We start from the raw sequence: 25,002 nt of genomic DNA, 5'->3' as shown, positions 1-25,002 counted from the left end.
AGCAATGAATGGCATAAAAAAGTGGCTTTGCTGCGCAACTATTTTCAGTTTAGGGAATCTATATGGGCTTGATGCGCAGCTTGTAGGATTAGTCAATGAATATAAGCAAAACGGCATAAGCGCGGTAGAAGCCAAACTTGAGGGTTATTTGCTCAATAAGGAGTATTGGGCAGAGTATTTGAAAAACACCGCAACAGAATATGGCTATTTTGAGGATTTGCAATTTTTATTTATTTCTAATAAATCTGCGCCATCACTAGCACTTTATGAACTCACAGATTCTAAGCTTAAGGAACTGGGTAACTCAAGCGCACTTGTGGCAAAGGGCAAGGGCAATAAGAAAAAAGAGGGTGATTTGACAACGCCCATAGGCTCGTATGACTTGGACGCGCGTTTAACAGGCTTAAACCAATATTACGGACCTCTTGCATTCTCTACAAGCTATCCAAATGTATATGATAAATCGCTCAAAAAAACCGGTGGTGGGATATGGATACACGGCTTACCACTTAATGGTGATAGAGAAGAGTTAAATACTCGGGGCTGTATAGCTATTGATAATGAATTACTGAAAAAATATGATAATCTCATTGATTGGCGAAAAACAATGCTTATCACCTATGAAGATACCTTCAAACCCGCTAGTATAGATGAACTCGCCCTCGTGCTTTCAAGCCTCTATCGATGGAAAGATGTTTGGCAAAAAGGTGATTTGGCAAGTTATCTTAGTTTCTATGATGAAAAGGATTTTTATCGTCCTGATGGTATGAGTTTCCGCACATTTAGTGAACACAAAAAGAATGTATTTGAAAAAAATGAGACAAAAACTATCCGTATTTCTAACATCAATGTATCCATCTACCCTAATGAAGGACACCGCAATATGTATCGCATAAGTTTTATCCAAGATTATAAGGCAACATTGAATGGCAAACCAAGCTTTAACTCCCTAGGCAAAAAAGATATGTATGTAGTTGTCGAAAATGGCAAAATAAAGATTCTAAGTGAGCGATAAGCATAATTTGATAATTGCGTAAAGATAAAGATATCTCAATTAGAGAAAATTACAGGCTTTATGTTTTCATGGATTTGGGACATAAGATTCCCATTCAAAATACATTTTATAAGTATATGATGGTAGCGAATTAACACTTCTTATAAAGTATTATCAATACCTTTATTTTTTTCCCTCTTATCTTTCTTTTTACTCCATCAAGATTTATAGCGGATAAATTCCTAAAAATATCGTTATGCGTTTATGCGCTTGGGTCGGGCTGTTGCCAAGTATTGTGATTACATTATGTTTTTACTTCTTTTGGCTGGTGTTTATGGCTACTTTGCTTATGGCAGCACAATCGGCTATTTATGCTCCTGCAAAATATGGTTTTATTAAGGATTTGGTGGGTAAAGATTTGCTTGTGTAGGGCAATGGCGCTATGCAAGCAGTAGTGATTTTAGCGGGTATGAGCTGCTTTTCATTATTTTTTGAAGTAATGTTTGCCTCAAGCGGGTTAGGATTCTTAGCACAAAAGGGCGATATATTACAGAGTGTTGCACCACTTGGCTTTATCTTAATATTATATGTGGTGTTTGAGGTGTTTTTATGTGATCGTTTGCTTACATTAACCCAACCTACGCAAAAGACTTTTGATAGAGAGGCATATTTTAAAGGAGATTCACTTAAATCTCATCTTTGGTCTTTTTTGAACTGCTTTTAGCTTCTTTCCCTGCCTATGTGAAAGCGATATGTTTAAAGCTTGATACCTTTAAGGTGTAAATGATTATTGGCTGCTCGGGCTTTGGGATTATTATAGGCTCTGTCATCGCAGGGCGATTCTTAAAGCATTATACTGAAACAGAGTTTATCCCTCTTAGTGGAGCACTTGTGTGCTTGATAGGTATGCTACTTTTAAGTTCCTCTTCACTTGCGCCTTATGTGATTATAATTTTCTTATTTAGTATGGGTGGGGCTTTGTTTATTGCGTCATTTAATGCACTGATACAATGCCACGCTAAAGAGGGAGAGCTTGGGAAGATTCTAACGGGAAATAACTTTATCCAAAATATCGGTATGCTGCTGTTTTAGGCATTGATGCGGCATATCTGTTTTTATTTGTTGTAGAACGTGTAGAAGCTAAGGTCTTTGAACTCCCTTTTACTATGTGGACTTTACAATGTGAGATACTGCCTACGCTTGGCAGGGCGTGGATAGATACTCGCGATTTGCAAAAGTGGTCGGCGAAATGGTAAGCCTTTGGGAGATTAAGGAGGAGGTAGCAAAACTTGTGAAAAATATGAGATTGATGAGAGTTTGAAATATGTCGCCGTAGCTGTAGATAATAGCAAAAAGGTGAGAGTACTGTGCTGCTTGTGAGCGGTGATAAGGCAGAGAGTGAAAAGCTAGAAAAGGCGATAAAGGAAGCACAAATCCCTGCTTTGCTTAAACTTGCTAAGATTTTATGTGTTAAATCTGTATCTGTGCTTGGCTCGGGCAAGGTAGATTAAAAGGAGCAAAAACACAGCTTAAAGGCTTATGAGCAATAAAGAGCATCAAGTTTGTCTATTTTTGAGTTTATTTATCAAATATAGTTTTGGTATGTATTTTACTTTTCTTTCTCTACAAGATAGAGGAGCTTAAGTGTAAAAGTGGGTAGCCTAATAATCAACAAGAGATTGATTTGGCGATATACAATCTTGCTCTATTCTATAAATCATTCAATGCTGTCTCACTCCCTAAGTTATGCTTCAAGAAGTGGGTGTGCTATACGATTTGTTTTTTCTGTCAGTAAAGATGAGTAAAACTACAAAGTATAAAATACCTTGAGTGCCTTATATATTTCATAGAATCCTAATATTACCATACCTATGCCGCTTAAACGCAAAAAAAGAGTCCGTTTGCGTTGCGCACTCGCGCTCACAAGTCCTAAGATAAAGAGTGAGGGCATCGCACACACGCCAAAAATCCCCATTACTATTGCGCCATTTATGCCATTTCCGGCTACTGCGGCAGTGAGTAGGAAGTAATATACAATCCCGCAAGGCAGTAAGCCATTGCATAAGCCAAGCATATATAACCGCCATTTTGAGCCTTGGGTGAGGAGATTTTGCATAAAATGAAGCACTTTCCTAGAAAATGGAATCTTAAAAGAATAGTGCTTAATAGGTATAAATTGTGCTATCCCCAAGCCACCTAGCACGAGCAAGATTCCCACTACGAGCAAAATAGCATATTTTATTGTCTCATTTGGTGCGCTTAAATAACCCAAACTCCCAGCGATAAAGCCCAGCACACAATAAGTAGTGATTTTGCCGCTATGATAGAGGAGTTGGAGAGGGATTTGAGAGAGAAAGACATATTTTGTCGTATTTTGTGCGGGGGCATAGAGTGCGCTAAAGGCTAAGACGATTCCTCCACACATACCCACGCAGTGCCCGAGTGAAGCAAAAAATGCAATGCTTATGAGCGTGAGAATTTCTATATGTTCCATTTGTTGTTTAAATAAAGAGTGAATTAACGCTTTCGTTATGGTAGATTCTGCGAATTACTTCTGCAAAAAGCGGGGCAACGCTAAGAACCTTGACCTTAGTGTGAGTGATACGCAAGGGAATGGAGTTTGTAACCACCACTTCATCAAGTGCACTTTTAGCAATTCTCTCAAATGCTGGACCACTAAGTACAGGGTGAGTGCCTAGAGCCATCACGCTATTTGCCCCACGTGATTTCAGCATATCAGCTGCCTTACACATCGTCCCAGCGGTATCAATCATATCATCGACAAGTATCACATCTTTGCCTTGCACATCGCCGATGATGTTCATTACTTCGCTTTCATTTGCCCTCTCGCGCTTTTTATCCACAATCACCAAATCCATACCCATCCTATCGGCAAAATATCGTGCCCTTGCCACACCCCCAATATCAGGTGAAGCGATAATAGGATTCTTAAAAGATTTCGCACGTAAATAATCTGCGAATACAATCGAACCATAGAGATTATCCACAGGTATATCAAAGAATCCCTGAATTTGCCCCGCGTGTAAGTCCATCGTAATCACGCGATGAACGCCGCTTTGTTCGATGAGGTTTGCCACAAGTTTTGCGCTAATAGGCACACGAGGAGAGGCTTTCCTATCTTGTCTTGCATAGCCAAAGTATGGAATCACTGCATTAATGCTATTTGCCCCACTTCGTCTTAATGCGTCAGTGATAATGAGTAGCTCCATAAGGTTATCATTTGTGGGCGCACAAGTAGGCTGAATGATGAAAACATCTTTTCCCCGCACAGATTCACCAATTTGTACATTAATCTCACCATCGCTAAAGCGATTAATCGTAGCTTTGGATAAACTGACATCAAGATATTTTGCAAGTTCATTACTAAAAAGCGTATGGGCTGAACCGCTAAAGATTTTGAATCCACGCATAGAGTGCCTTTGAAGTGAAGTTTGGACTGCATTATAAGCAATCTCATTTTATATTTGGCTTATTTAGTCTAAAATCTCGCATTTTAAAATGAGTTCAATAGGTTTTTGACTAGCAAGTTTGGGATTAATATCACTATCAGGGTTAATAAGCATTTCACCCCTTGCCCTATCTTGAATAAAATGTTTATTTTGCACGATGTGGCAGGGAGAGTGGAGAATGGCTTTATCAAAACCCTCAATTTTATAAAAATAAGTGGTTTCACTAGGATTGCTTTCATCAATGTGTGTTTGAGGGATAAGTTTAAAATTTTTAGGCGCAATTTTATTGTATAAATCAGCACCTTTAATGCCTGAATAATAAAAAAGAATCTCTTTACCTTGACTGTAAATTTGTGTCGTATTATTTCCTGAACGCAAGGTGCGTATTTTAAGTTTAGAATTTTGCTGACTGATGAAGTTTTTAAGAGCTTGTGAGAGAGGTATAAGCACGTAAGAATTTCCAAACATAGCAAATTGTGCATCATTTTTATGGAGTATAAAGGCTATACCCTCATCTACAAATACTTCTTTAGCGTTTGCTTTGTTGGCATTATCTTCCAAATCATCGGCTATAACGATGCAAAAAAGCAAAAAGCAGACTATAAAACAATTTTTTTTCATAGTATCTCCTTGTGAATCTTATCAAGGTAAATCCAACTTTAGCTAACATATCGTTATAAAAAATATTTGATTAAAGGATTCTTAAAAATACATTTTGTTTGCTATGTATCCTTTAAGAATTGAGTATTATCATAAGTCATAAGGACATATTAATGAAAAGCATTGCGATTGTGGGCAAACCAAATGTCGGCAAAAGCTCACTTTTTAATCGTCTCATTAAGCAGCAGTTAGCTATCACCTCTGCCATAAGTGGCACGACGCGTGATGTGAAAAAGGCTTCTTTTAGCATTAGTGGTGTGGAAGTGGAGATTATCGATACGGGTGGGCTTGAAAAGACACAAGGACTTTTTGCAAAAGTGAGTGAGCATTCCCAAAAGGCAGCTTTAGAGGCGGATATGATACTCTATATGGTTGATGGAAGCACTATCCCTCAAGATGATGATATAGCCTATTTCCGCACATTGCAAAAGCACAAAAAGCCCTTAATGCTTGTGATAAATAAGGTTGATAATGACAAGATTAAGCAGAGAGCGTGGGATTTTAACGCATTTGGGACACAAGATATGTGCTTTATCTCGGTGCAGCACAATCGAGGCATAACATCTTTGCTTGAAAATATTTTTGACACACTTTGTCTTAGTAAAGAGCAAAGCGTAGAAAATCAGCTAAGGGAGCAATTTAAGCAAGGTGAGATAGATGAGAGTTTAGAGGAATTTTTAGGAATCTTGCAAGAGCCTCAAAGTGAGGTAAATGAAAGCATTTGCGTGGGTATTATCGGGCGAGTGAATGTCGGTAAAAGCTCACTTTTAAATGCACTTGTGGGCAAAGAGCGCAGTGTGGTAAGCGAGGTGGCTGGGACGACTATTGATCCTGTCGATGATGAGATGCATATCGAGGGGAAAAGTATAAGGTTTGTCGATACGGCGGGGATTCGCAGGGCGGGGAAGATTGAAGGAATTGAAAAATTTGCACTTCTTAGAACAAATACCATACTCTCTCAAAGCCATATCGCTATTTTGGTGCTTGATGTAAGTGAGCCATTTGTAGAATTAGATGAAAAGATTAGCTCTCTTATCCCTAAATATGCGTTAGGGGTGATTATAGTGCTTAATAAGTGGGATAAAAAATATGCGAGTTTTGAGGAGATAAAGAGAGCTTTTACTCATCGCTTTCCCTTTTTGTCCTTTGCGCCTGTGATTACTCTAAGTGCGCTTAGTGGGCGCAATATCGATAAACTTAAAATGGAGATTCTTAAAGTCTATGAGCGATTTTGTTATAGAATCCCCACAAGCACACTTAATGATGTGATAGCTAGGGCGATAAGTGCGCATCATATCCCAAGCGATCACGGCAAATTGGTAAAGATTTATTACGCGACACAATATGATATAAAGCCCCCTCGAATAGCCCTTATAAGCAATCGCCCAAAGAGTTTGCACTTTAGCTACAAACGATATTTGATTAATATACTAAGGGAGCATTTTGATTTCACAGGAGTGCCTTTGTATCTTAGTGTGAAATCAAAGCAAGAGGATAAAGATGATAAAACCTCCAAAACACCCAAAAGATACCAAAGAGGCGATAAAAACACAAGGTTTTAGCTTATTTATTATCTTTATCTTAATTTGGTTTGCTATTATATTTTCTTGAAATGCAAAATAAATCTGCAAATAATGCTAATTTTTAGCAGAATCATTATCTTATGTATTAGAAAAATATTTCACTTATACGTCAAACAGGGCTTTAAGCCTTTGTTTGCCATATTCTACACCGGGTTGGTCGTAGGTATTGATTTCAAAGAGGATTCCCATACAAGAAGTGAGTAGCTCAAAATACATAATCAGCATTCCTATACTCTCCTCGCATAATCTCATCACCTCAATGCAATCGGTAAGAATCCCCTCATTTGCTATGGTCTGCATAGTTGCAATGCGCTGATTGTTAAGCAGGGTCGCAAAGCTTTTACCATTAACAAAATCAGTAGATTCTAAAAATGTAAGCTCAAGCGAGGGGATGCAGGGTATAAGGTTATGTGCGGGGTTAACGCTTAGGAATGTAACGCTTTTATCTGCTTTGCCCTGCACGATAAGCTGTAAAAATGAATGCTGATCGATACTGCCAATAAGCGCGATGGGCGTTAATCCTATCTTTTGGTGATGGACATTAATTTTCCCTAAGCTCTCCCCCCATAGCTGCACATACCACGCATTGAAATGTTCAAAAAAGCTTGAGTATGAAAAAAGCACATTCATAGGGATTTGTTCTCTGTATGTAGCATATACAAGGGCTTTATGTAAGATATGCTCTGCCCTGCGTTCAAAAAAATCATCTGCCATATTTCTCCCACCGCGCAAAAGTGCCTCAACATCAAAGCCTAAAATTGCTAAAGGTACTATACCTACTGCGCTTAAAATAGAGAATCTCCCGCCAACATTTGGGGGGATATGAAAGCAATGCAGATTGTGCTGCTTTGCCCAAGATTCAAGCGGAGAGCGATTATCTGTAATTACAAACAAATGCGCCTTGTTTTGGGCATTTTGCAATATCTCATATCTATCAAGCATATATTTGAGCAATGATATGCTTTCAATAGTCGTGCCGGATTTAGAAATAACGATAAAAAGGGCATTTTGAATGCTAATATGTTCGAGGCTTTGGGTAATATGCAGCGGGTCAGTATGCTCTAAAAATATCAAATCTAGCTTTTTCCTGCAAGGCAAATGCCTCAGCATAGAATCTATGGCTTTTAGCCCAAGAGAGCTGCCACCCACACCGATAATCACCAAATGAGCGATAGTATCTAAAAAGGCTTCATTTTGACGCACATATTGATATGCTTCTTCAAGGGCTTGATTGTCATAAGGCAAATTATAGTAGCCACTTTTTTGCATTTGCCTCTCTTGCAATATCGCATTAAAAAGTCTATCTTGTGCTTCTTTGCTAGGGGCTATGTCTTTAAAATGTGATGAAAATGTAAGCACAAGCTATGCCTTAGAGATTCTTGCATACAAAGGCACTCATATCCACAAGGCGATGTGTGTAGCCCATTTCATTATCATACCACGCGAGAAGCTTCGCACTTTTCCCAATAGCTATACTTTTGTCAGGGATAATAATCGCACTTGCATTTGAGCCGATAAAGTCGCTTGATACTCTCTGCTCATCATCAACAAGAATAAGCCCTTTCATTGCACCCTCCATGCTTTGCCCACTTTGTGCTTGATAAAAGGCTTCATTTATGTCCTCTTTGCTTACTTCTTTGTTAAGATTCACACTTAAATCTACCAAGCTCACATCAGGTGTAGGCACACGCACAGCAATGCCATTAAGCTTACCCGCTAAATGAGGTAATACAAGCCCTATTGCCTTTGCCGCTCCTGTGCTTGTAGGTATCATATTGAGAGCCGCCGCACGCGCTCTTCGCAAGTCTTTATGCTTCACATCAAGGAGATTCTGGTCGTTTGTGTAGCTATGGATTGTGCTCATTAAGCCATTTTCAATACCAAAGGCACTATCAAGCACCTTTACAATGGGTGCAAGACAATTTGTCGTGCAGGAGGCATTTGAAATCACCTTTTCCCCCGCATAGTCCTTATGATTAACTCCATAGACAAAAGTCGGCGTATTATCAGCAGGGGCAGAGATAATCACTCTTTGAATCTTGCCTTTAAGATGCACACTTGATTTTTCAAGTGCATTAAACTTGCCCGTGCATTCCAAAAGCCCCACTGCCTCACCAAAATCAAGTTTGAGCGGGTCTCTATTGCTTAAGAGTTTGACATTTTTACTCTTGCCAATACGCAAAGTGCTATCATTAAGCTTTTGCACGTCTTTATAGATTCTGTGTACAGAATCATAACGCAGCAAATGTACCAATGTATCCATATCTGCCGTGCTATTGATAGCCACAAGCTCTACATCATCGCGCTCACCAATGATTCTAGCTGCACTTAGCCCAATGCGTCCTGTGCCATTAATCGCTAGTTTAATCGCCATAGTTTCTCCTTCATCTCGTATCAACATTGATTTTAAGCAAAAACATATATTCTATCACAAAAATGCCTATTTGGCACTTTTTGACTTGATTTATCTCACGCAAAAGTGTAGAATGCCAACTTTTAGCTTATATTAAGCCTATGTCTGTCCTCATAGCTCAGCAGGATAGAGCACACGATTCCTAATCGTGAGGTCATGCGTTCGAATCGCATTGGGGACACCACTCCTTCATCTCTCAATTTTTAATGATGGAATCAACTTTCTTTAAGCATTCTTTTAGCAAGTTTCTTTGCCTTGCTTACTTCATCATTTCGCACAGAATCCCCATAAATAGCATTTACATACTCTTCATAGGCGAGCTGTGAGCTAAATGGCTTATCTGTATGAGGTACTTTGTGATACTCGCCATTGCTTTGTAATTCATACATTTGCACATTGTCATTAAGCTGCATTTGCAAGATTTCCATTAGACGTTTGCTCATATCTACGTTAAGGCTTGGCGTGAGAATCTCCACGCGTCTTTCGAGATTACGAGGCATAATATCCGCCGAAGCAAAGTAAATTCCAACTTTATCGTGTTTAAAATAGTAGATTCTAGCGTGTTCGAGGTATTTACCCACAATAGAAAAGACGCGGATATGCTCGCTCACACCCTTGATTCCCGGACGCAATGCACTCACACCCCGCACAATAAGGTCGATTTTAACCCCTGCTATTGAGGCACGATATAAAGCGCGTATTACATCTACATCAACAAACGCATTACATTTCATAATGATACGTCCTTCAGTTCCAGCCTTTATCTCATTTTCTATAAGTTCTAGGATTTTTGTTTTAATCTGTGTGGGAGCAATCATCAAGCAATCAAGCTTTGTGCGATAGCACGAGCCTGTGGAGAGGGAGTGAAAAAGTTTTATGGCATCTTTTGCAAATGCGCTATTGCAAGTAAGGAGCGAAATATCCGTATAGATTTTTGCCGTGCTAGGATTGTAATTACCTGTGCTAAGATGGACATATTCTTTGAGGGTATTGCCTACTTTTTTAATCACAAGGGCGATTTTAGCGTGCACCTTTAAGCCCGGCACACCATAGATTACGTGGGCTCCAGCAGATTCTAAAGAATGTGCCCAATGGAGATTATTCTCCTCATCAAATCGCGCCTTAAGCTCCACAAGTGCAGTTACTTGCTTATTGTTCTCCGCAGCTTGAATGAGGGCTTTGACGATGGGCGAATTTTTCCCCACGCGATAAAGCGTCATACGGATAGATAGTACATCGGGGTCTTTTGCCGCACTTTGGATAAAATTCACCACCGGGTCAAAGCTCTCATAAGGGTGAAAAAGTACAATATCGTGATTTTCCATTGTGGAGAGAATCTCTACATTGCTGTGAAGGGGGGGTAAGGTCTTAGGATTGAAAGGCGGAATAGTAAGATGTGCATACGCCTTGCTTCCTACAAGTTCCCAAAGTCCGCTAAGATTAAGCGGAATGCGATACATATAAATATCTTTGCTATCTACTTTTAAATGAGAATTGATAAAATCAAGCAGGCTTGTATCTTTATCTGTGCCTACTTCAAGCCGCACCACTTCACCCTTCCTCCGGGTTTTTAGCCCCTCACTCATTAATTCTATAAAGTCATCAGCTTCCTCCTCTTCTATCTCCATATCCGCATTACGCGTGATTCTAAAGGGGACATAATTCATAATCTCATAATCCCCAAATAATTCACTTGCAAATTCCCCTACAATGTCCTCTATGGCGACAAATATGCCGCTTTCAATCTCTACAAATCGTGAAAGTAAGCGTGAGATTCTCACCATTGCAAATTTGAGGCTGCCATTATGCAAACTTTTTAGTTGTAGAGCAATGGCAAAGCTAAGGTTATTTAAATGCGGGAATGGGTGAGTAGCATCTACCACCACAGGCACGATAACAGGGTAGAGATAATTAATAAAATACTCGTGGAGTTGTTTTTTTTGCTCATCATTGAGTTGAGAGACACGTTTTATGTGCATACCCTCTTTTGCTAATCCATCTTGAATTTCTTTGAAAATGCCCTCAAGCACATTCTTTTCTTTATCAAGCTGTTCTCGTATGCTTTTAAGTTGCTGCAAAGGGGTAAGTTTATCTGCACCCACTTCGGTAATACCACTCGCATAGAGTCGTGTTAATAACGCCACACGTATCATATAGAACTCATCAAGATTCGTGCCATAAATAGCTACAAATTTTAAACGCTCTAAGAGTGGAATATTTGTATTTTTAGCCTCATTTAGTACACGTGTATTAAACTTAAGCCACGAAAGCTCCCGATTGAAATACATTTTGGAATCATTAATCGTCATACTGCCTCCTGTCTTAATGCTTAAAATATTTTAAGATTCTAGCTTAATTTGCTTTAAAGCAATGTTTGCCATTGCGATTATGCAAAGCAATTTTATAAGCTATGGCAAAATCGTTTCAGTTTTTATATCTAAAAATACAAAAATTATGCTGATTGTAAGTGATGCCTGAAGTCATTTTATTATGGCTTATATTTTTTTAACATATTTTGATTATAATACTGCCTTAATTTTTCAATGCAAGGAGATTATAATGAAAAAAATTGTATTTGGCTTTTTAGGTTCGGCTGTTTTAAGTATGCAAATGTTTGCCGCAAGTATTATGGGATTTGAGTTTAGCCCAGAGATTGGCTTACTTGCAGGACAGACAAAGCTCTCTTATGGTGATGCAAAACAAGACATAACTAATTATGGTGCATTCGGTCGTATATGGCTTGGAGCATTTGATTTTGTTGTCGCTCCACAAATAAAATATGATTATAACAAAAAAACAAGCACAACTGATAGCTTTACGAATTTCCAATATGGCATATCTGCGGGATACAATATCGGGCTAATTGTTGCACGTCTTACTCCTTATGTGGGTGTGAATTATTCAAGTTTTAATAGACTTTTTAAGGATACTATTTCTTATAATGCAGGATTGAAGCTAAAGATTGATTTTATCCCTGTTTCTTTAGGTGTGCTTTATACTTATCAAAATCCAGAGTTTGAAATAGGCAACGTAAAGGCTAAAATGCACACGATTCAAGCACTCATAGGCTTGCATTTCTAAAGTTTGCAATCGCCTCTGTGTAGATTCTGTAAAAACAGAATCTACACTTTTATCCAAATCCACTCAATTTTATGGAGCTATTGAATGGCTTTAGATTCTGCTAAACTCATTGTATTTTTGCAATCTCATAATGAGTTAAAAATTATTGATGAGCCCCTTGATATTTATTTAGAAATCCCCCAACTTGCTTATATTGAAGTGAAAAAATCTACAAGTAAGGCGCTTCTTTTTACAAATCCTATATGTGCTAAAAGCGGCAAGAGATTTGATATACCTGTGTTAATGAATGTTTTTGGCTCACAAAAAAGGCTTGATTTGCTTTTAGATAAGCCCATACCGCAAATTGCACAGGATATTCGTAATCTCCTTGCATTCACTCCGCCAAAGGGCATAGGGCAGTTATTTAATAAGCTAAAAGAGCTCTATACTTTGCGCTATGCCTTTCCCAAATACAGCAAAAAACGCGGTTTATGCCAAGAGATCGTGCAAATGGAGAATCTGAATCTTTTTGATTTGCCTGTTCTTACGACTTGGGAGAAAGATGGTGGGGCGTTTATCACTATGGGGCAAGTCTATACGCAGAATCTTCAAGGCACACAGAAAAATCTAGGAATGTATCGTTTGCAAGTGTATGATGAGACGCATTTAGGACTACATTGGCAGATTCACAAAGATTCACAGCATTTCTTTCATCAATACAAACAAGCTGGACAAAAAATGCCTGTGAGTATTGCACTTGGGGGTGATCCTCTGTATATTTGGTGCGGACAAGCTCCCTTGCCTATGGGGATTTTTGAGCTTATGCTTTATGGTTTCATACGAGCAAAAAAACCTGTGCTTTGTCCTTGCATTACTAATCCACTTTTTGTGCCAAATGATGTAGATATTGTAATTGAGGGTTGGGTAGATACTACACAAATGCGTGATGAAGGACCATTTGGCGACCATACAGGATTCTATACGCCTATTGAGCCTTATCCTGTGCTTGAAGTGAGCGCAATCACAATGCGTAAAAAACCTATTTTTCCTGCCACAATCGTTGGCAAACCTCCGCTTGAAGATAAATATATGGGCTATTTGACAGAGCGCGTATTTTTGCCATTATTGCAAACTACTGCACACGGCTTGATTGACTATCATATGCCAGAAAATGGTGTTTTTCATAATCTTATTTTTGCAAAAATCAAGCCTCAATATCCAAGCCACGCACAGCAGATTATGCACAATTTTTGGGGTGTAGGGCAGATGAGTTTTGTAAAACACGCCATTTTTGTTGATGAAAATGCTCCAGATTTAACAGATTATGAATCCTTTGGCACTTATGTGTTAGAGCGATTTGCACCAGATAAATTACTGATTACAGAGGGAATCTGCGATGCACTCGATCATTCAAGCCCCACATTTGCGCACGGAGGCAAGCTAGGCATTGAGGCGATTACCCCCGTGAGCAAACCACATTTTAAAGCTTTAAGTGATGAGGAGTTATGGCAAAAATGCGCACATTTATTCCCAAATGCAAAGGGTTTGAAGCAGTATTTCACACACACGCCTAATCCTATTTGCATTGTTAGCGTGGATAAAAAAGATAATATTTTTAACGCACTTAAGGCAAATATGGCATATTTTGAGACATTACAATCACATTTAAGTATAGTGATTTTTGTAGATTCTATAAATAATGCCCTCGATAACCCCTATATGCTCACTTGGCGCATTGTGAATAATATCGATGCCAAGCGAGATATACTCATTGCTAGTAGCCTTGTGTTTATCGATGCGACACAAAAGGGCAAGTGCGATAGACATTTACGCGAATGGCCTATGGATACAAATTGCAATCCCGCTGTCATCAAACGATTGCAAGAGAAAGGTTTGCTTGATGATACAAATGAGGCATTTTTAGAAAAATATAGAATCTTAGATTAGATTCTTAATGTTATATTATTGTGGGATTTGAGCCAGTTTTATCTCTTGATGCGTACTAAAATGCCATACACTCTTGGTAGAAGGAAGGAAGTTCTGCAAGGATATATTTCGCGATTCTTTAAATTATCTATGCTTAAAAAATCCATTAAAGATAAGAATTATTGATTTAACAATCAAGTTTCATTTTTGTCTAGCGGATTGGTTTAAAGGAGTTAAATTTTAGCAATGGCTATTGCTTGATAAGATATTTTAAGAATATTTTGTCCTTATGAAGGCATCATTTTTTACTTTGTTTTTAGCATATATCCATCTTCTTATCTATTAAGTAGGTTAAAGATAAAAGACCTTTAAAAAAGTATGCGATAAGGGAAAGAACATATCTTTAAAAGCAGAGGAAGGCGGGGGTTTATCTTTTTGCAGTGATTACCTCTCTCTTTCATCTCTAAAAGTATATAAAGGACACAAGCTTCGTGTTTTGTGGAGAGATTGGAAGAGTATTAATAATGGATTGTTTTTGAGGTCAAATAAGATTATCTTAAAAGTGAGTTATTCTCTGTGAATGGAGAGGAATGAAGCTACCGCTCTATTTTTATTTTTGTGTAATAAAATTGGCTTTTTGCTTGCGAATTAAGCATAAAAATCTGGGTTTCTATGCTTAATTGAATTTTAGCTTATATGGGTAGCACTCGTATGTGAGAATCTAGCTGTTCTTGGAGAACAGATTCTATCGCAAAAAGTGTGCCGGTAGCCCCACTCGCGCAGCCACTGCACGCGCCCAAATAGCGGATATACACATCAATATGCCCATCGCTTGTATCTTTAATGTCTAAAATCTCCATATCGCCTCCGTCCATCATCAGCATAGGGCGGATATTATCATCAATGACTTTATCAATACTCTTTACTTTTTGTACCATAGTCATTTCTTTGAAGGCTAGATTCCCCTCCGCGCCTTTTTGCACGACATTTTTGAGACTTTCTCTTTCCATTTCCTCACGCACTTGAGCAAGAATATCTACCAAATAATATTCCCTTTTCTCGTGTCCTCCAGGCTTGACACAGCTTTTGCAAAATGCCCCCGCCTTAGTATAATTAGTAATCTCCTCAACACTCTTTAAATCATTGAGTTTAATCACCTCTTTAATCGTAGAGAGACTAACTCTGGCACATTCACATACGATAATTTCATCTTCAAAGTCTTCTGCATCCTTGCCTAGATAGATTCCCGCAGCTTTTTTAATCACATCATACGCCATCACCGAGCAGTGCATTTTTTGCCCCGGCACAGCAGGTGTGTCAGGGTCATCACGCAAGGCGTGTTCGACATCAAGATTAGTGATTTTCACTGCTTCTTGCACCTTTTTTCCAAGACAAAGTTCTACCATCATATCGCTACTTGCGATTGCTGTCCCACAGCCAAAGCTTTTAAATTTCGCGTCAATGATTCTATCATCATTATCCACGAGCCAATACAGTCGCACTGCATCGCCACAGGATTCTGCGCCATAATCAGCTACGATAAGTTTCGCGCCTCGCTCATCAGCGTCCTTTTGTGTCAAAACCCCCAAATGTGTGGGGTTATCCATTCTCTCACTTACTTTGTTTGAGTAGGCGTCCCAAAGTGCGCCCCCGATTAAATCATTTTTTGCCATTTTGTTTTCCTTTTTTTGTTGTTTTATGCGTTATATGAGCTTGAAATTGCCCTTAGCCTTTCCACAGCTTTTTTAAAGACTTCTATGGTGTAGTCAATCTCCTCATTGGTGGTAAAGCGGCTTAAGGAGATTCTAATTGCCGTATGGGCTAATTCCTTATCTGCGCCGATAGCTACCATCACAGGATTTGCCTCTAAATCTTCACTCGCACAAGCGCTTCCGGTGGAGGCAGCAATCCCTGCTTTGTTTAAATCCCATAGCATAGCCTCGCCTTCAATGCCCCGCACACTAATAAGTGTAGTGTTTGGCACACGATTTTCCCTTGTGCCTACCACAAACACATCAGGGATAGATAAAAGCGCGTCCTCTAGCTTATCACGAAGTCTTCGCACTTCTGTGAGTTCAAAATCAAGGAATTGATGAGCTAGTCTCATCGCTTCGCCCATACCAACAATATAGGGGACGTTGAGTGTGCCTGAGCGTCTGCCCCTCATATGTTCCCCTCCGTGTAAAAGTGGTGTGAGCTCTACATTTTTGCGGATATATAATCCTCCAACGCCCTTAGGTCCGTGGAACTTATGTGCGCTAAAGCTTAGGAAATCCACCTGTGCCTTTTGCACATCAACGGGAATCTTCCCAATAGCTTGCACTGCGTCTGTGTGGAAAAGCACATCTTTTTCTTTGCAGAGCGCACCTATCTCTTCAATAGGGAAGATTAGCCCAGTTTCATTATTTGCCCACATAATGCTTACAAGCGCGGTATCATCTCTTAATGCCTCGCGCACTTGCTCTGCGGTGATTGTGCCATTTTGATTAATAGGCAGATAGGTTACCTCCACGCCAAGCGTTTCTAAGAAAGCACAAGTAGCACGCACAGCGGGGTGTTCCACCTCTGTGGTAACAATATGATTTTTGTTCTTATTGTATATTTTGTCAAAATATACGCCCTTAATCACCCAATTATTAGATTCTGTCGCGCAGCCTGTAATGATAATATCATCATTATCAGCGGCATTAATGCCATTGTAGAGATACTCAATAGCTTGTGCGATAGCTGGGTGGGTTTCCGTGCCGTATTTGTGAAGGCTATTTGGATTCCCAAATTTTTCACAAAAATATGGTTCCATCAGCGCTTTTATGCTTGGGTCAAGCATTGTCGTTGCGTTATTGTCTAAATAGACTCTTTTCATACTTTAACTCCTGGTTTGTGTTTGACATCGTATTAAAAAGTAAAGTTTATTTTAACCTTGCTAAGAAAGCGCTAGATTTTATCATTTTATAATTAATTTAATGTATATAGAAAGATATAATAAAGATAATAATTTATTTATTCACCCATAATATGCAAAAGTTCTTGTAAGGAAGATGTAAAATCCCATTTTTCGTCCATTTCTTGCTTTAAAAAAGATTCCATTAACGGACGTTTATTAATGGCTTCATCAAGTTCCGCATCAGATCCCTTTTGATATGCTCCAATGCGGATAATCACTTCATTTTCCTTAATGAGAGAGTATAATCGCCTGAATTTCCGCACAGCCTGCAAATGTTCGGGTGTAATGATGTCATTAATAAGACGTGAGGCAGAGGCAAGAATATTGATAGGTGGGTAAATCCCCATATCTGTCAAATCGCGATTTAACACGATATGCCCATCAAGTATAGAGCGGCTTTGGTCTGCGATGGGATCGCTTAAGTCATCGCCTTCCACAAGCACGGTAAAAAATGCAGTAATAGAGCCTATGTCATCTTCCTTGCCCGCACGTTCCATCAGTTGAGGCAATAATGTCAGCACAGATGGTGGATAGCCCTTGCTTGTTGGCGGTTCTCCTAAGGCTAAGCCGATTTCACGCTGTGCCATAGCAAAGCGCGTTACAGAATCCATAATGAAAAGCACATCATTGCCTTGAGATTTAAAATACTCGGCTATTGCCATTGCGCTAAATGCGCCATACTTACGCATAAGCGGGGAATCATCGCTAGTTGCCACCACAAGAATGGTATTTGTCAAATCATCATTAAGATTCTTGTGTATAAATTCAGGGACTTCTCTGCCTCTCTCACCAATGAGCGCAATAACCTTAATTGGTGCATTTGAACCACGCACTATCATGCCCATAAGCGTAGATTTTCCCACACCTGAACCAGCAAAAATGCCCATTTTTTGCCCTTTACCACAAGTGAGGATAGAATCAATAGACTTTACGCCCACTTCAAACACCTCATCGATTAAGCCACGTTTGAGCGCACCAATGGGGGAGCGCATAAGCGGTGTAGCGGCTGTGGCATTAAGCGCACCCTTACCATCGATAGGCTCTCCTAGCGGATTCACAACCCTCCCTAAAATATGCTTTCCTACAGGGATTTGTAAGCCCGGATTAAGAATCTCCACTCTATCGCCACATTTATGCCCCTCGGTAAATGAAAAAGGACTGATAAAAAAATGCTCTCCCTCAATGGCTATAACCATACCCAAGCTGTGAGTGCGAGACAGAGAAGTATGCTGTTTAATTGGCTTATTATGATGGGCTTTATTGGATTTTGAAAAATGTTTATTATTATAAGAAGGAAGAATTTTGACAATATCTCCCACAGATGGTTTTACTCCATCGGCTACAAGCATATTTTGCATTACTTTTACTAAATGTCCATAGCTTGGGGAAAGATTGATATTGTTTTGGAGCTTTTGCTTGATTTGAGATAATGGCATTATAAAACCTACTTTTAAGATTTTTTATTATAGAATACCAAATTATACTTTTTTATTTGATTAAGGAAGCCTAATGAATTTCACAACAAAACGCACAAACAACGCTAATGCCATTGTTGATGGTAAAATTGCACTTAAGGTGCTCGAGACGAAAATGGAAGGAGTTGTTAAAAAGATTGCAAAGAGTGTCAAGATTGATGGATTTAGGAAGGGCAAGGTCCCTGCAAAAGTCATTAAAACACGCTATAAAGAGCAGGTTGAGCAAGATGCACAACAAGCAGCAATACAAGATATATTAGAATCTGCACTCAAGGAGCTTGGCATCGCCCCAAATGCGCTTATTGGCAATCCTATAATTTCTAAATTTGATAAAGGTGAAAGTGATATAGAACTTGAAATTAAATTAAGCATAATGCCTACATTTGAGCTTGATAAGGTCGAGGAATATGTGCCTGAAGTGAAGTTAAAGGTTATTACGAAAGCACAAATAGATGAGCGTTTGGAAGAAATTGCCAAAAATCGCGCGCCTTTAAGCGAAATAGTAGAGGATAGGGCATTACAAAAAGATGATACAGCAAATATTGATTTTGAAGGATTTATTGATGGAAAAGCATTTGATGGCGGCAAGGGAGAGAACTTCAATCTTGTTATTGGTTCTAATCAATTTATTCCGGGATTTGAGGACGCGCTTATTGGTATGAAAAAGGGTGAGAAACGCACGATACAGGTTACATTTCCAGCAGAGTATCAAGCTGCGCATTTAGCGGGTAAGGAGGCGAGTTTTGAGGTAAGCTTGCATAAGATTCTGCAAAAAGATAAAGTAAAAATTGATGAGGACTTTGCTAAGAGTATTGCCGGAGAGGAAGCTACGCTTGAGACACTAAAAAGCGACATAAAAGCACAGCTTGAAATGGAGCAAAAAAATGAGCTTTATAATAAGGAATTAAAAGAGCAACTTATAGGGGCATTGCTAAAAAATATATCCTTTGATTTACCTGAACTAATTGTAGAGCAAGAGATGGACATACTCTTTAGAAACACTCTCTCTAAACTTGCACCAGAATCTTTTGAAAAACTTAAAAATAATGAAGAGGAAGCAAAGAGGCAGCGCGAACTCCAACGTGATGAAGCGCAAAAAAGTGTGCAAATTACCTTTATTATGGACGCTTTAGCAAAGAAATATAATATTATTATTGATGATAATGAAGTGCTGCAAACTATTTATTATGAAGCGATGATGATGGGGCAGGACCCACGCGCAGTATTAGAGCATTATCAAAAAAATAATCTTGTCCCTGCAATTAAAATGACTATGATTGAGGATAGAGTGCTACAATACTTACTTGACCAAAAATTTGAAAGTGGAAAAAATAATGCAAAAAAGGCAGATTCGGCTAGCACAACAGAATCTCACTCAAAGTCTAAAACAGCCAAAAAGGATTCATAATGAGTGTTTATATTCCCTATGTGATTGAACGTACAGGGCGAGGGGAGCGTAGTTATGATATTTACTCACGTCTACTTAAAGACCGCATTATTTTGTTGAGTGGTGAAATTAATGACCACGTAGCCTCTTCTATTGTCGCACAACTACTTTTTTTAGAGGCAGAGGACCCCGATAAAGATATTAATTTTTATATCAATTCACCCGGTGGTGTGATTACAAGCGCCTTTAGCATTTATGACACGATGAACTATATTCGCTCTGATATTAGCACAATTTGCATTGGACAGGCCGCGTCTGCTGGGGCATTCCTCCTTAGCTCTGGCACAAAGGGGAAGCGATTTTCCCTACCAAACTCACGCATTATGATTCATCAGCCTTTAGGTGGTGCACAAGGACAGGCTACGGATATTGAGATTCAGGCAAAGGAGATTTTGCGTTTAAAGCAAACACTTAATGAGATTATGGCACAAAACACAGGACAAAGTGTTGAAAAGATCAGTCTTGATACAGAACGCGATTTTTTTATGAGTGGTGAGGAAGCTAAAAAATATGGATTGGTTGATGAGATTCTAACCAAAAGTTTAAAATGATGAATAGGTCAGTATTTATGGAGGTGCTATGATGGATCTAAATGGATTAGACTTAGATATTGGGAATAATGATTTTTTTGGGGGGCTTGATGATACAGAGCTTGGAATTATGAAGAAAGGTCAGCAAAAACAAGGTGGAAACGCTCCTGTCAATCTAGCTGAAACAACACAAAAACTCACATCTATTTCTAAACAGGCATTAGAAGCTTTAGAAAAAGATGCGATTTTACCATTACCTGAAAATTTTGAAGCCTATTTTGAGAAAACGCTTTCGCAAGAGCAAGACGAAGATATAAGGGAAAAAATTAGAGCGATGATTGAGAGCAGCAATCACGATTCGCGTTTGATTGCGCTTGAGAAAATATTTAATGACAATTTTGCTACATTGAAAAATGTGTTAGAGCATTTGCTGGTGTTATGTAAGCATATGTCTGCTATGGAAAGCAACACAAAAGACCGCTTAGCAGAAATTACGGAAATCACAAATCCGCTTGGCGCACAAAATGCCATCAAAGTGCTTATAAATGAGATTAGGGGATTCCACAAACAAATTGTCAAAGAAGCAGATTATGTATCACGTGCTTATCGTGATATGTATAATAAATCTTCTCTAGCCAAAAATGGAGCTATGTATGATACGATATTAGGTATATATACGCGATCATTTTTAATGCAGGCTATCGAAACAGAATGTAAGAATGGCAGAGAGTTTCCTAGACATTGTGCAGTCATAGTTTTTGCTCCTTCTAAAGAATTTGCAAGGCAACTTAATGACAAGAATAAGCTTATAACAGCCTTTAAAAATATTGCTAAGATTGTTTCTAAAAATATTGGTGCGAAGGATATTGTGTCTTATTTGGGTGAGGGGCGCTTTGGTATGTTGCTCAAAAATGTGCAGCTTGAAGGAGCGGTGCAATTATGCGAAGATGTCATTAGAAGATGTAAAGAAACAAATATTTTTATTGGTGATATGGAATTGCAATTACAAATTGTTATGGGCGGCGTAACACTTGATGTAAATAAAACCCCTGATATATTACTAGAAGAGGCAAAAGAGCATTTACAAGAAGCAATAAAGGAGGGTGAAACACTAAAAATCACTCAAAAGCAATCTAAGAAAAATGTTTCTTCGGATTCCGAAGATGATTTTGAAATACCCGGAGATGATCTTGGCGACCTTGGCGATTTTGACTTATCCTAATCCTAAGTTACGAGAGAAATCCACGCCTATAAAGGATTTTGATGAAAAGCTCCATACATTCCTTGATGATATGTATGATACGATGATGGAGCGTAAAGGCGTAGGTTTAGCCGCGATACAAGTAGGAGTGTCAAAGCAGATTCTTATCATCAATATTCCACGCGAGGAAGATAATCTACAACATAAAGAGGATTTGCTAGAAATTATTAATCCCACATTTTTAGTGCAAGAAGAAAGCATAGATTGGGAGGAGGGCTGTCTGTCCGTGCCTGATTTTTTTGAAAATGTGAAACGCTTTAATAAAGTATCCATTGCTTACAAAGATAGATATGGCAATGACAAGATTCTAAAGGCAGAGGGCTTTCTTGCTGTGGCGATTCAGCACGAAATAGACCATTTAAATGGTATTCTTTTCGTCGATAAGCTTCCTATTTTGAGACGTAAAAAATTTGAACAAGCATTAAAGAAGTGCAAAAATCCTAAGGATTAATAGTGGTTCAAACAATCCTTAGTGCTACAAGTTTTGGCACAAGTGCAAAAATCGTTGAGGTGGAAGCCTCCTACACAAAGGGTCTGCCTCAATTTAATATTACTGGGCTTGTCCATAGCTCCATACAAGAATCTAAGCAACGTGTCCAATCTGCCCTCACTAATAGCGGCATTACCCTTTCTCCTTTTAAGATTAATGTCAATCTCTCGCCCTCTGATATGCCAAAGAGCGGAGGGCATTTTGATTTGCCTATCGCTCTTGCATTGCAAAAAGCTTCACAGGATAATACACAATGGTTTGCCTTTGGCGAGCTTGGGCTTGATGGGAGCGTAAAATATCTTGATTCTATTTTTCCGCTTTTGCTTGATATTGCGCTTTTGTATCCTAATGCAAGGGTGTTTGTGCCTTATACGGCAAAGGACTTGCTAAGCCCTATTCCTAATCTTGACTTTTATTTTATCTCACATCTAAAAGAAGCAATAGATATACTCAATAATCCAGAATCTGCTCCCTTAGAATCTTATAATATGCAGCCCACTTTAGAGACATTTAAGGGCTTTAAGTCTATGGAGATTGAAGGGGAAAAATATTATTATAATGATAGTTTTGAATATGATTTTAGCGATGTCAAGGGGCAAAATATCGCTAAACGCGCTGCACTTATCGCTGCTGCAGGATTCCATAATTTCATTATGGAAGGCTCACCTGGCTGTGGAAAGAGTATGATTGCCAAGCGGCTTTTATATATCTTGCCTCCAAGCTCCCTGCAAGAGATGATAGAGAATGTAAAATCCCAAGCGCTCAATAAGCAAAACGCACAATACACGCCCTTACGCCCCTTTCGCAATCCCCATCAAAGCGCAAGCAAATCAAGTATTCTAGGCTCAGCAACACAATTTGAAGCCAAGCCCGGAGAGATTGCCCTAGCGCATAATGGCATTTTGTTTTTTGATGAATTGCCTCATTTTAAGCGTGATATTTTAGAATCTTTGCGTGAGCCGCTTGAGAATAATAAGCTTGTTATCTCACGTGTGCATTCTAAGCTTGAGTATGATACAAGTTTTATGTTTGTCGCTGCGATGAATCCCTGCCCTTGCGGGAATCAGTTAAGCAAAACTAAAGAATGCCGCTGTCAAGATAGGGAGATTAACGCATATCGTGCGCGATTATCCCAGCCCCTGCTTGATAGAATCGATATTTCTATACAAATGAATGAGAATGAAGAGGATAAGAGCGAGGTAAATACAGGGTTAGATTCCCAAAGTATGCAAAAAATGGTCTTTGATGCTTTCACTATGCAAAAGGCAAGGGGGCAAGTGGCACTAAATGGTAAGCTTGAGGAAAAGGATATTGATATCGTTTGTCGGCTTGATGGGGAGTGTCTAAAGCTACTCCATCAAGCAAGTGAGCGATATGCCCTCTCACATCGTGCGCAAAATAAAGTCAAAAAACTTGCACGCACGATTGCCGATTTAGCTAAGACAAAGGAGATTAATAAATCGCATATACTCGAAGCCCTTAGCTATCGCAGAATCTAATCGAAGGAGTTTATATGCCTGAACACTCTACACAAGATATTCATAAACGATTAAAAAAAGTGATAGGACAGCTTAATGGTATCGATAAAATGATAAATGATAATGCGCCTTGTCCTGATGTGCTTATCCAGCTTAATGCGGCTAAGAGCGCGATACATAAAGTTGGGCAAATCGTGCTTGAAGGGCATATCAATCATTGTGTGCGCGATAGTATATGCGATGAAAAGGGCGATATTGATAAGACCCTACATGAGCTTGCTAAGGCTATTGAGCATTTTTCACGAATGAGCTAGATTCTATTATGCCTTTGCGGTGGTGAAATACAACAGCGCAGAAATGATAGACTAGAGATTTTAAAATCTTAAAGAAACTTTTAGGCAATCCATAAGCCTTAAAAAAAGAAATGTGTAAAATAATGTCTCTAAAAATGGAGATAAAGGTAAGATATCTCTGGTAATGAGGAACACGAGAGAAAAGAGAAAAAAGAAAGCGTTAAAGCGTTCAAGGCTATTTAGCCTCGTATAAACTGAAGAAGCCTTTAGTTTTTTCTTAAATCTCCTCCAAACCTATCTGCCCATTAACAGCATTTGTAAATCCTACAAGTGTTCCATTATTGCTTAATGTATCTATGTTTCCTTGAGCACTATTTGTAAATTGAGTTACAGTTGCATTTTGAGCATTAGTAAATGTTCCCACAGAACCAGCTTGATTATCAAAGCTATCTATTTGTTTATTATTTGTAAATGTATCAAGTTTGCCTTCATCTGTTTGGGGATTAGGATTTGCATTTACAAATCCTTTAATATGTCCATCATTGGTGCCATCTTTGATATGTCCTTGGTTACTTATAGAATCTATGGTTCCATTCGTGGTATTGCTGATATTTGTGATTGTCCCTTCATTATTTTCGCCCGTAATCGTGCAAAATGTGTTGTTATTATTGAGATTCTGTATATCTCCACCGGCATTATTGGTAATGTCTTTATATTGGTTTCGTGCTATTGGTGAGCGTGGTTCTGCTGCCGGAGTTTGAGCCAGTAGTGAGAGTGCCAGTATTTGTGATATTTCCGGCTTGAGTGTTTGTTTGGTTATTAAAGTTCGTGAGTGTCCCGGTGGTATTGTTGTAGTTATCATTAAAAGGTTGTGATCATCCCTTGATTATCAAAATTTTACAAATTTGTAGAGGCATTTAGCACAGAATTTATAGTGCTTAAGTTGCTTGCTAGATTATTTAAGGTAAAACGTTTTTA

At 38.8% G+C, this 25,002-nt stretch carries 24 protein-coding genes and 1 tRNA gene; 15 read left to right on the top strand and 10 right to left on the bottom strand.

Features of this window, described 5'->3' with window-relative positions:
• Window positions 1-4: 4 nt before the first annotated feature.
• The 5 genes from QZ289_RS01160 to QZ289_RS01140 all read left to right on the top strand — a co-directional run bounded on the left by QZ289_RS01160 (window position 5) and on the right by QZ289_RS01140 (window position 2,505).
• Window positions 5-1,015, top strand: a complete 1,011-nt coding sequence (locus QZ289_RS01160; protein WP_295698253.1) for a L,D-transpeptidase family protein — start codon at window positions 5-7, stop codon at window positions 1,013-1,015.
• A gap of 235 nt (window positions 1,016-1,250) precedes the next feature.
• Window positions 1,251-1,424, top strand: a complete 174-nt coding sequence (locus tag QZ289_RS01155; protein WP_295698250.1) for a hypothetical protein — start codon at window positions 1,251-1,253, stop codon at window positions 1,422-1,424.
• 12 nt (window positions 1,425-1,436) lie between these two features.
• Window positions 1,437-1,718: a hypothetical protein gene (locus tag QZ289_RS01150; protein ID WP_295698247.1), complete on the top strand. Its 282-nt coding sequence runs from the start codon at window positions 1,437-1,439 to the stop codon at window positions 1,716-1,718.
• Between the two features lie 59 nt (window positions 1,719-1,777).
• The gene (locus tag QZ289_RS01145) at window positions 1,778-2,086 is read left to right on the top strand and encodes a hypothetical protein (RefSeq protein ID WP_295698245.1); all 309 of its coding nucleotides are present in this window, start codon (window positions 1,778-1,780) and stop codon (window positions 2,084-2,086) included.
• Between the two features lie 275 nt (window positions 2,087-2,361).
• A complete protein-coding gene (locus QZ289_RS01140; RefSeq protein ID WP_295698242.1) occupies window positions 2,362-2,505 on the top strand; it encodes a hypothetical protein in 144 nt (47 codons plus the stop codon).
• Between the two features lie 296 nt (window positions 2,506-2,801).
• Here the strand turns inward: QZ289_RS01140 and QZ289_RS01135 are convergent, their stop codons facing one another.
• The 3 genes from QZ289_RS01135 to QZ289_RS01125 form a co-directional block, all read right to left on the bottom strand.
• On the bottom strand, window positions 2,802-3,488 hold the full coding sequence (locus tag QZ289_RS01135; RefSeq protein WP_295698240.1) for a sulfite exporter TauE/SafE family protein: 687 nt from the start codon (window positions 3,486-3,488) through the stop codon (window positions 2,802-2,804).
• Between the two features lie 7 nt (window positions 3,489-3,495).
• Complete coding sequence (locus QZ289_RS01130; protein ID WP_295698237.1) at window positions 3,496-4,425, bottom strand: ribose-phosphate pyrophosphokinase; 930 nt, start codon at window positions 4,423-4,425, stop codon at window positions 3,496-3,498.
• Window positions 4,426-4,488: 63 nt separating this feature from the next.
• Window positions 4,489-5,085 carry a hypothetical protein gene (locus tag QZ289_RS01125; RefSeq protein WP_295698235.1) on the bottom strand — a complete coding sequence of 199 codons (597 nt, stop codon included), beginning with the start codon at window positions 5,083-5,085 and terminating at the stop codon, window positions 4,489-4,491.
• 125 nt (window positions 5,086-5,210) lie between these two features.
• Between QZ289_RS01125 and der the strand changes: the two genes are divergently transcribed.
• On the top strand, window positions 5,211-6,686 hold the full coding sequence (gene der, locus QZ289_RS01120; protein ID WP_295698600.1) for a ribosome biogenesis GTPase Der: 1,476 nt from the start codon (window positions 5,211-5,213) through the stop codon (window positions 6,684-6,686).
• A 123-nt stretch (window positions 6,687-6,809) separates the two neighbouring features.
• On the opposite strand, the gene QZ289_RS01115 is transcribed toward der, so the two are convergent.
• On the bottom strand, window positions 6,810-8,066 hold the full coding sequence (locus QZ289_RS01115) for a glucose-6-phosphate isomerase (RefSeq protein ID WP_295698232.1): 1,257 nt from the start codon (window positions 8,064-8,066) through the stop codon (window positions 6,810-6,812).
• Window positions 8,067-8,076: 10 nt separating this feature from the next.
• Entirely contained in the window at window positions 8,077-9,081 is a 1,005-nt protein-coding gene (gap, locus tag QZ289_RS01110; protein ID WP_295698229.1) for a type I glyceraldehyde-3-phosphate dehydrogenase, read from the bottom strand.
• 146 nt (window positions 9,082-9,227) lie between these two features.
• Between gap and QZ289_RS01105 the strand changes: the two genes are divergently transcribed.
• Window positions 9,228-9,304, top strand: a tRNA-Arg gene (locus QZ289_RS01105).
• Between the two features lie 31 nt (window positions 9,305-9,335).
• On the opposite strand, the gene QZ289_RS01100 is transcribed toward QZ289_RS01105, so the two are convergent.
• Window positions 9,336-11,429 carry an RNA degradosome polyphosphate kinase gene (locus QZ289_RS01100; RefSeq protein ID WP_295698226.1) on the bottom strand — a complete coding sequence of 698 codons (2,094 nt, stop codon included), beginning with the start codon at window positions 11,427-11,429 and terminating at the stop codon, window positions 9,336-9,338.
• Window positions 11,430-11,679: 250 nt separating this feature from the next.
• Here QZ289_RS01100 and QZ289_RS01095 point away from each other — a divergent pair, with 250 nt between their 5' ends.
• Both QZ289_RS01095 and QZ289_RS01090 read left to right on the top strand, forming a co-directional pair.
• A complete protein-coding gene (locus QZ289_RS01095; RefSeq protein WP_295698224.1) occupies window positions 11,680-12,201 on the top strand; it encodes a hypothetical protein in 522 nt (173 codons plus the stop codon).
• Window positions 12,202-12,285: 84 nt separating this feature from the next.
• Complete coding sequence (locus QZ289_RS01090; protein ID WP_295698221.1) at window positions 12,286-14,127, top strand: menaquinone biosynthesis decarboxylase; 1,842 nt, start codon at window positions 12,286-12,288, stop codon at window positions 14,125-14,127.
• Between the two features lie 671 nt (window positions 14,128-14,798).
• On the opposite strand, the gene QZ289_RS01085 is transcribed toward QZ289_RS01090, so the two are convergent.
• The 3 genes from QZ289_RS01085 to fliI form a co-directional block, all read right to left on the bottom strand.
• Window positions 14,799-15,779 (bottom strand): iron-sulfur cluster assembly scaffold protein, encoded by a 981-nt coding sequence (locus QZ289_RS01085; protein ID WP_295698218.1) that lies wholly within the window; start codon window positions 15,777-15,779, stop codon window positions 14,799-14,801.
• A gap of 23 nt (window positions 15,780-15,802) precedes the next feature.
• Complete coding sequence (locus QZ289_RS01080) at window positions 15,803-16,969, bottom strand: NifS family cysteine desulfurase (protein ID WP_295698215.1); 1,167 nt, start codon at window positions 16,967-16,969, stop codon at window positions 15,803-15,805.
• A 137-nt stretch (window positions 16,970-17,106) separates the two neighbouring features.
• Complete coding sequence (fliI, locus tag QZ289_RS01075) at window positions 17,107-18,486, bottom strand: flagellar protein export ATPase FliI (RefSeq protein WP_295698212.1); 1,380 nt, start codon at window positions 18,484-18,486, stop codon at window positions 17,107-17,109.
• Window positions 18,487-18,559: 73 nt separating this feature from the next.
• On the opposite strand from fliI, the gene tig reads away from it, so the two are divergent.
• From tig to QZ289_RS01045, 6 genes are read left to right on the top strand one after another with little or no spacing between them, the layout of a single operon-like run.
• Window positions 18,560-19,933 carry a trigger factor gene (tig, locus tag QZ289_RS01070; RefSeq protein WP_295698209.1) on the top strand — a complete coding sequence of 458 codons (1,374 nt, stop codon included), beginning with the start codon at window positions 18,560-18,562 and terminating at the stop codon, window positions 19,931-19,933.
• Window positions 19,933-20,523, top strand: coding sequence for an ATP-dependent Clp endopeptidase proteolytic subunit ClpP (clpP, locus tag QZ289_RS01065; protein ID WP_295698207.1), 591 nt, complete (start codon window positions 19,933-19,935; stop codon window positions 20,521-20,523). The genes tig and clpP overlap by 1 nt, the downstream gene beginning before the upstream one ends.
• A 28-nt stretch (window positions 20,524-20,551) precedes the next feature.
• On the top strand, window positions 20,552-21,724 hold the full coding sequence (locus tag QZ289_RS01060; RefSeq protein WP_295698204.1) for a diguanylate cyclase: 1,173 nt from the start codon (window positions 20,552-20,554) through the stop codon (window positions 21,722-21,724).
• On the top strand, window positions 21,687-22,214 hold the full coding sequence (gene def / locus QZ289_RS01055) for a peptide deformylase (RefSeq protein ID WP_295698202.1): 528 nt from the start codon (window positions 21,687-21,689) through the stop codon (window positions 22,212-22,214). The genes QZ289_RS01060 and def overlap by 38 nt, the downstream gene beginning before the upstream one ends.
• Before the next feature lie 2 nt (window positions 22,215-22,216).
• The gene (locus QZ289_RS01050) at window positions 22,217-23,752 is read left to right on the top strand and encodes a YifB family Mg chelatase-like AAA ATPase (protein WP_295698199.1); all 1,536 of its coding nucleotides are present in this window, start codon (window positions 22,217-22,219) and stop codon (window positions 23,750-23,752) included.
• A gap of 14 nt (window positions 23,753-23,766) precedes the next feature.
• The gene (locus tag QZ289_RS01045; RefSeq protein ID WP_295698197.1) at window positions 23,767-24,045 is read left to right on the top strand and encodes a metal-sensing transcriptional repressor; all 279 of its coding nucleotides are present in this window, start codon (window positions 23,767-23,769) and stop codon (window positions 24,043-24,045) included.
• 256 nt (window positions 24,046-24,301) lie between these two features.
• Here the strand turns inward: QZ289_RS01045 and QZ289_RS01040 are convergent, their stop codons facing one another.
• Entirely contained in the window at window positions 24,302-24,886 is a 585-nt protein-coding gene (locus tag QZ289_RS01040; RefSeq protein WP_295698194.1) for a hypothetical protein, read from the bottom strand.
• Window positions 24,887-25,002 lie beyond the last annotated feature (116 nt).

The organism is uncultured Helicobacter sp. (assembly GCF_910577135.1).
Lineage (GTDB): Bacteria > Campylobacterota > Campylobacteria > Campylobacterales > Helicobacteraceae > Helicobacter_C > Helicobacter_C mastomyrinus.
The sequence above is the reverse complement of the archived record's forward strand: the minus strand, read 5'-3'. Positions and strand labels throughout refer to the sequence as shown.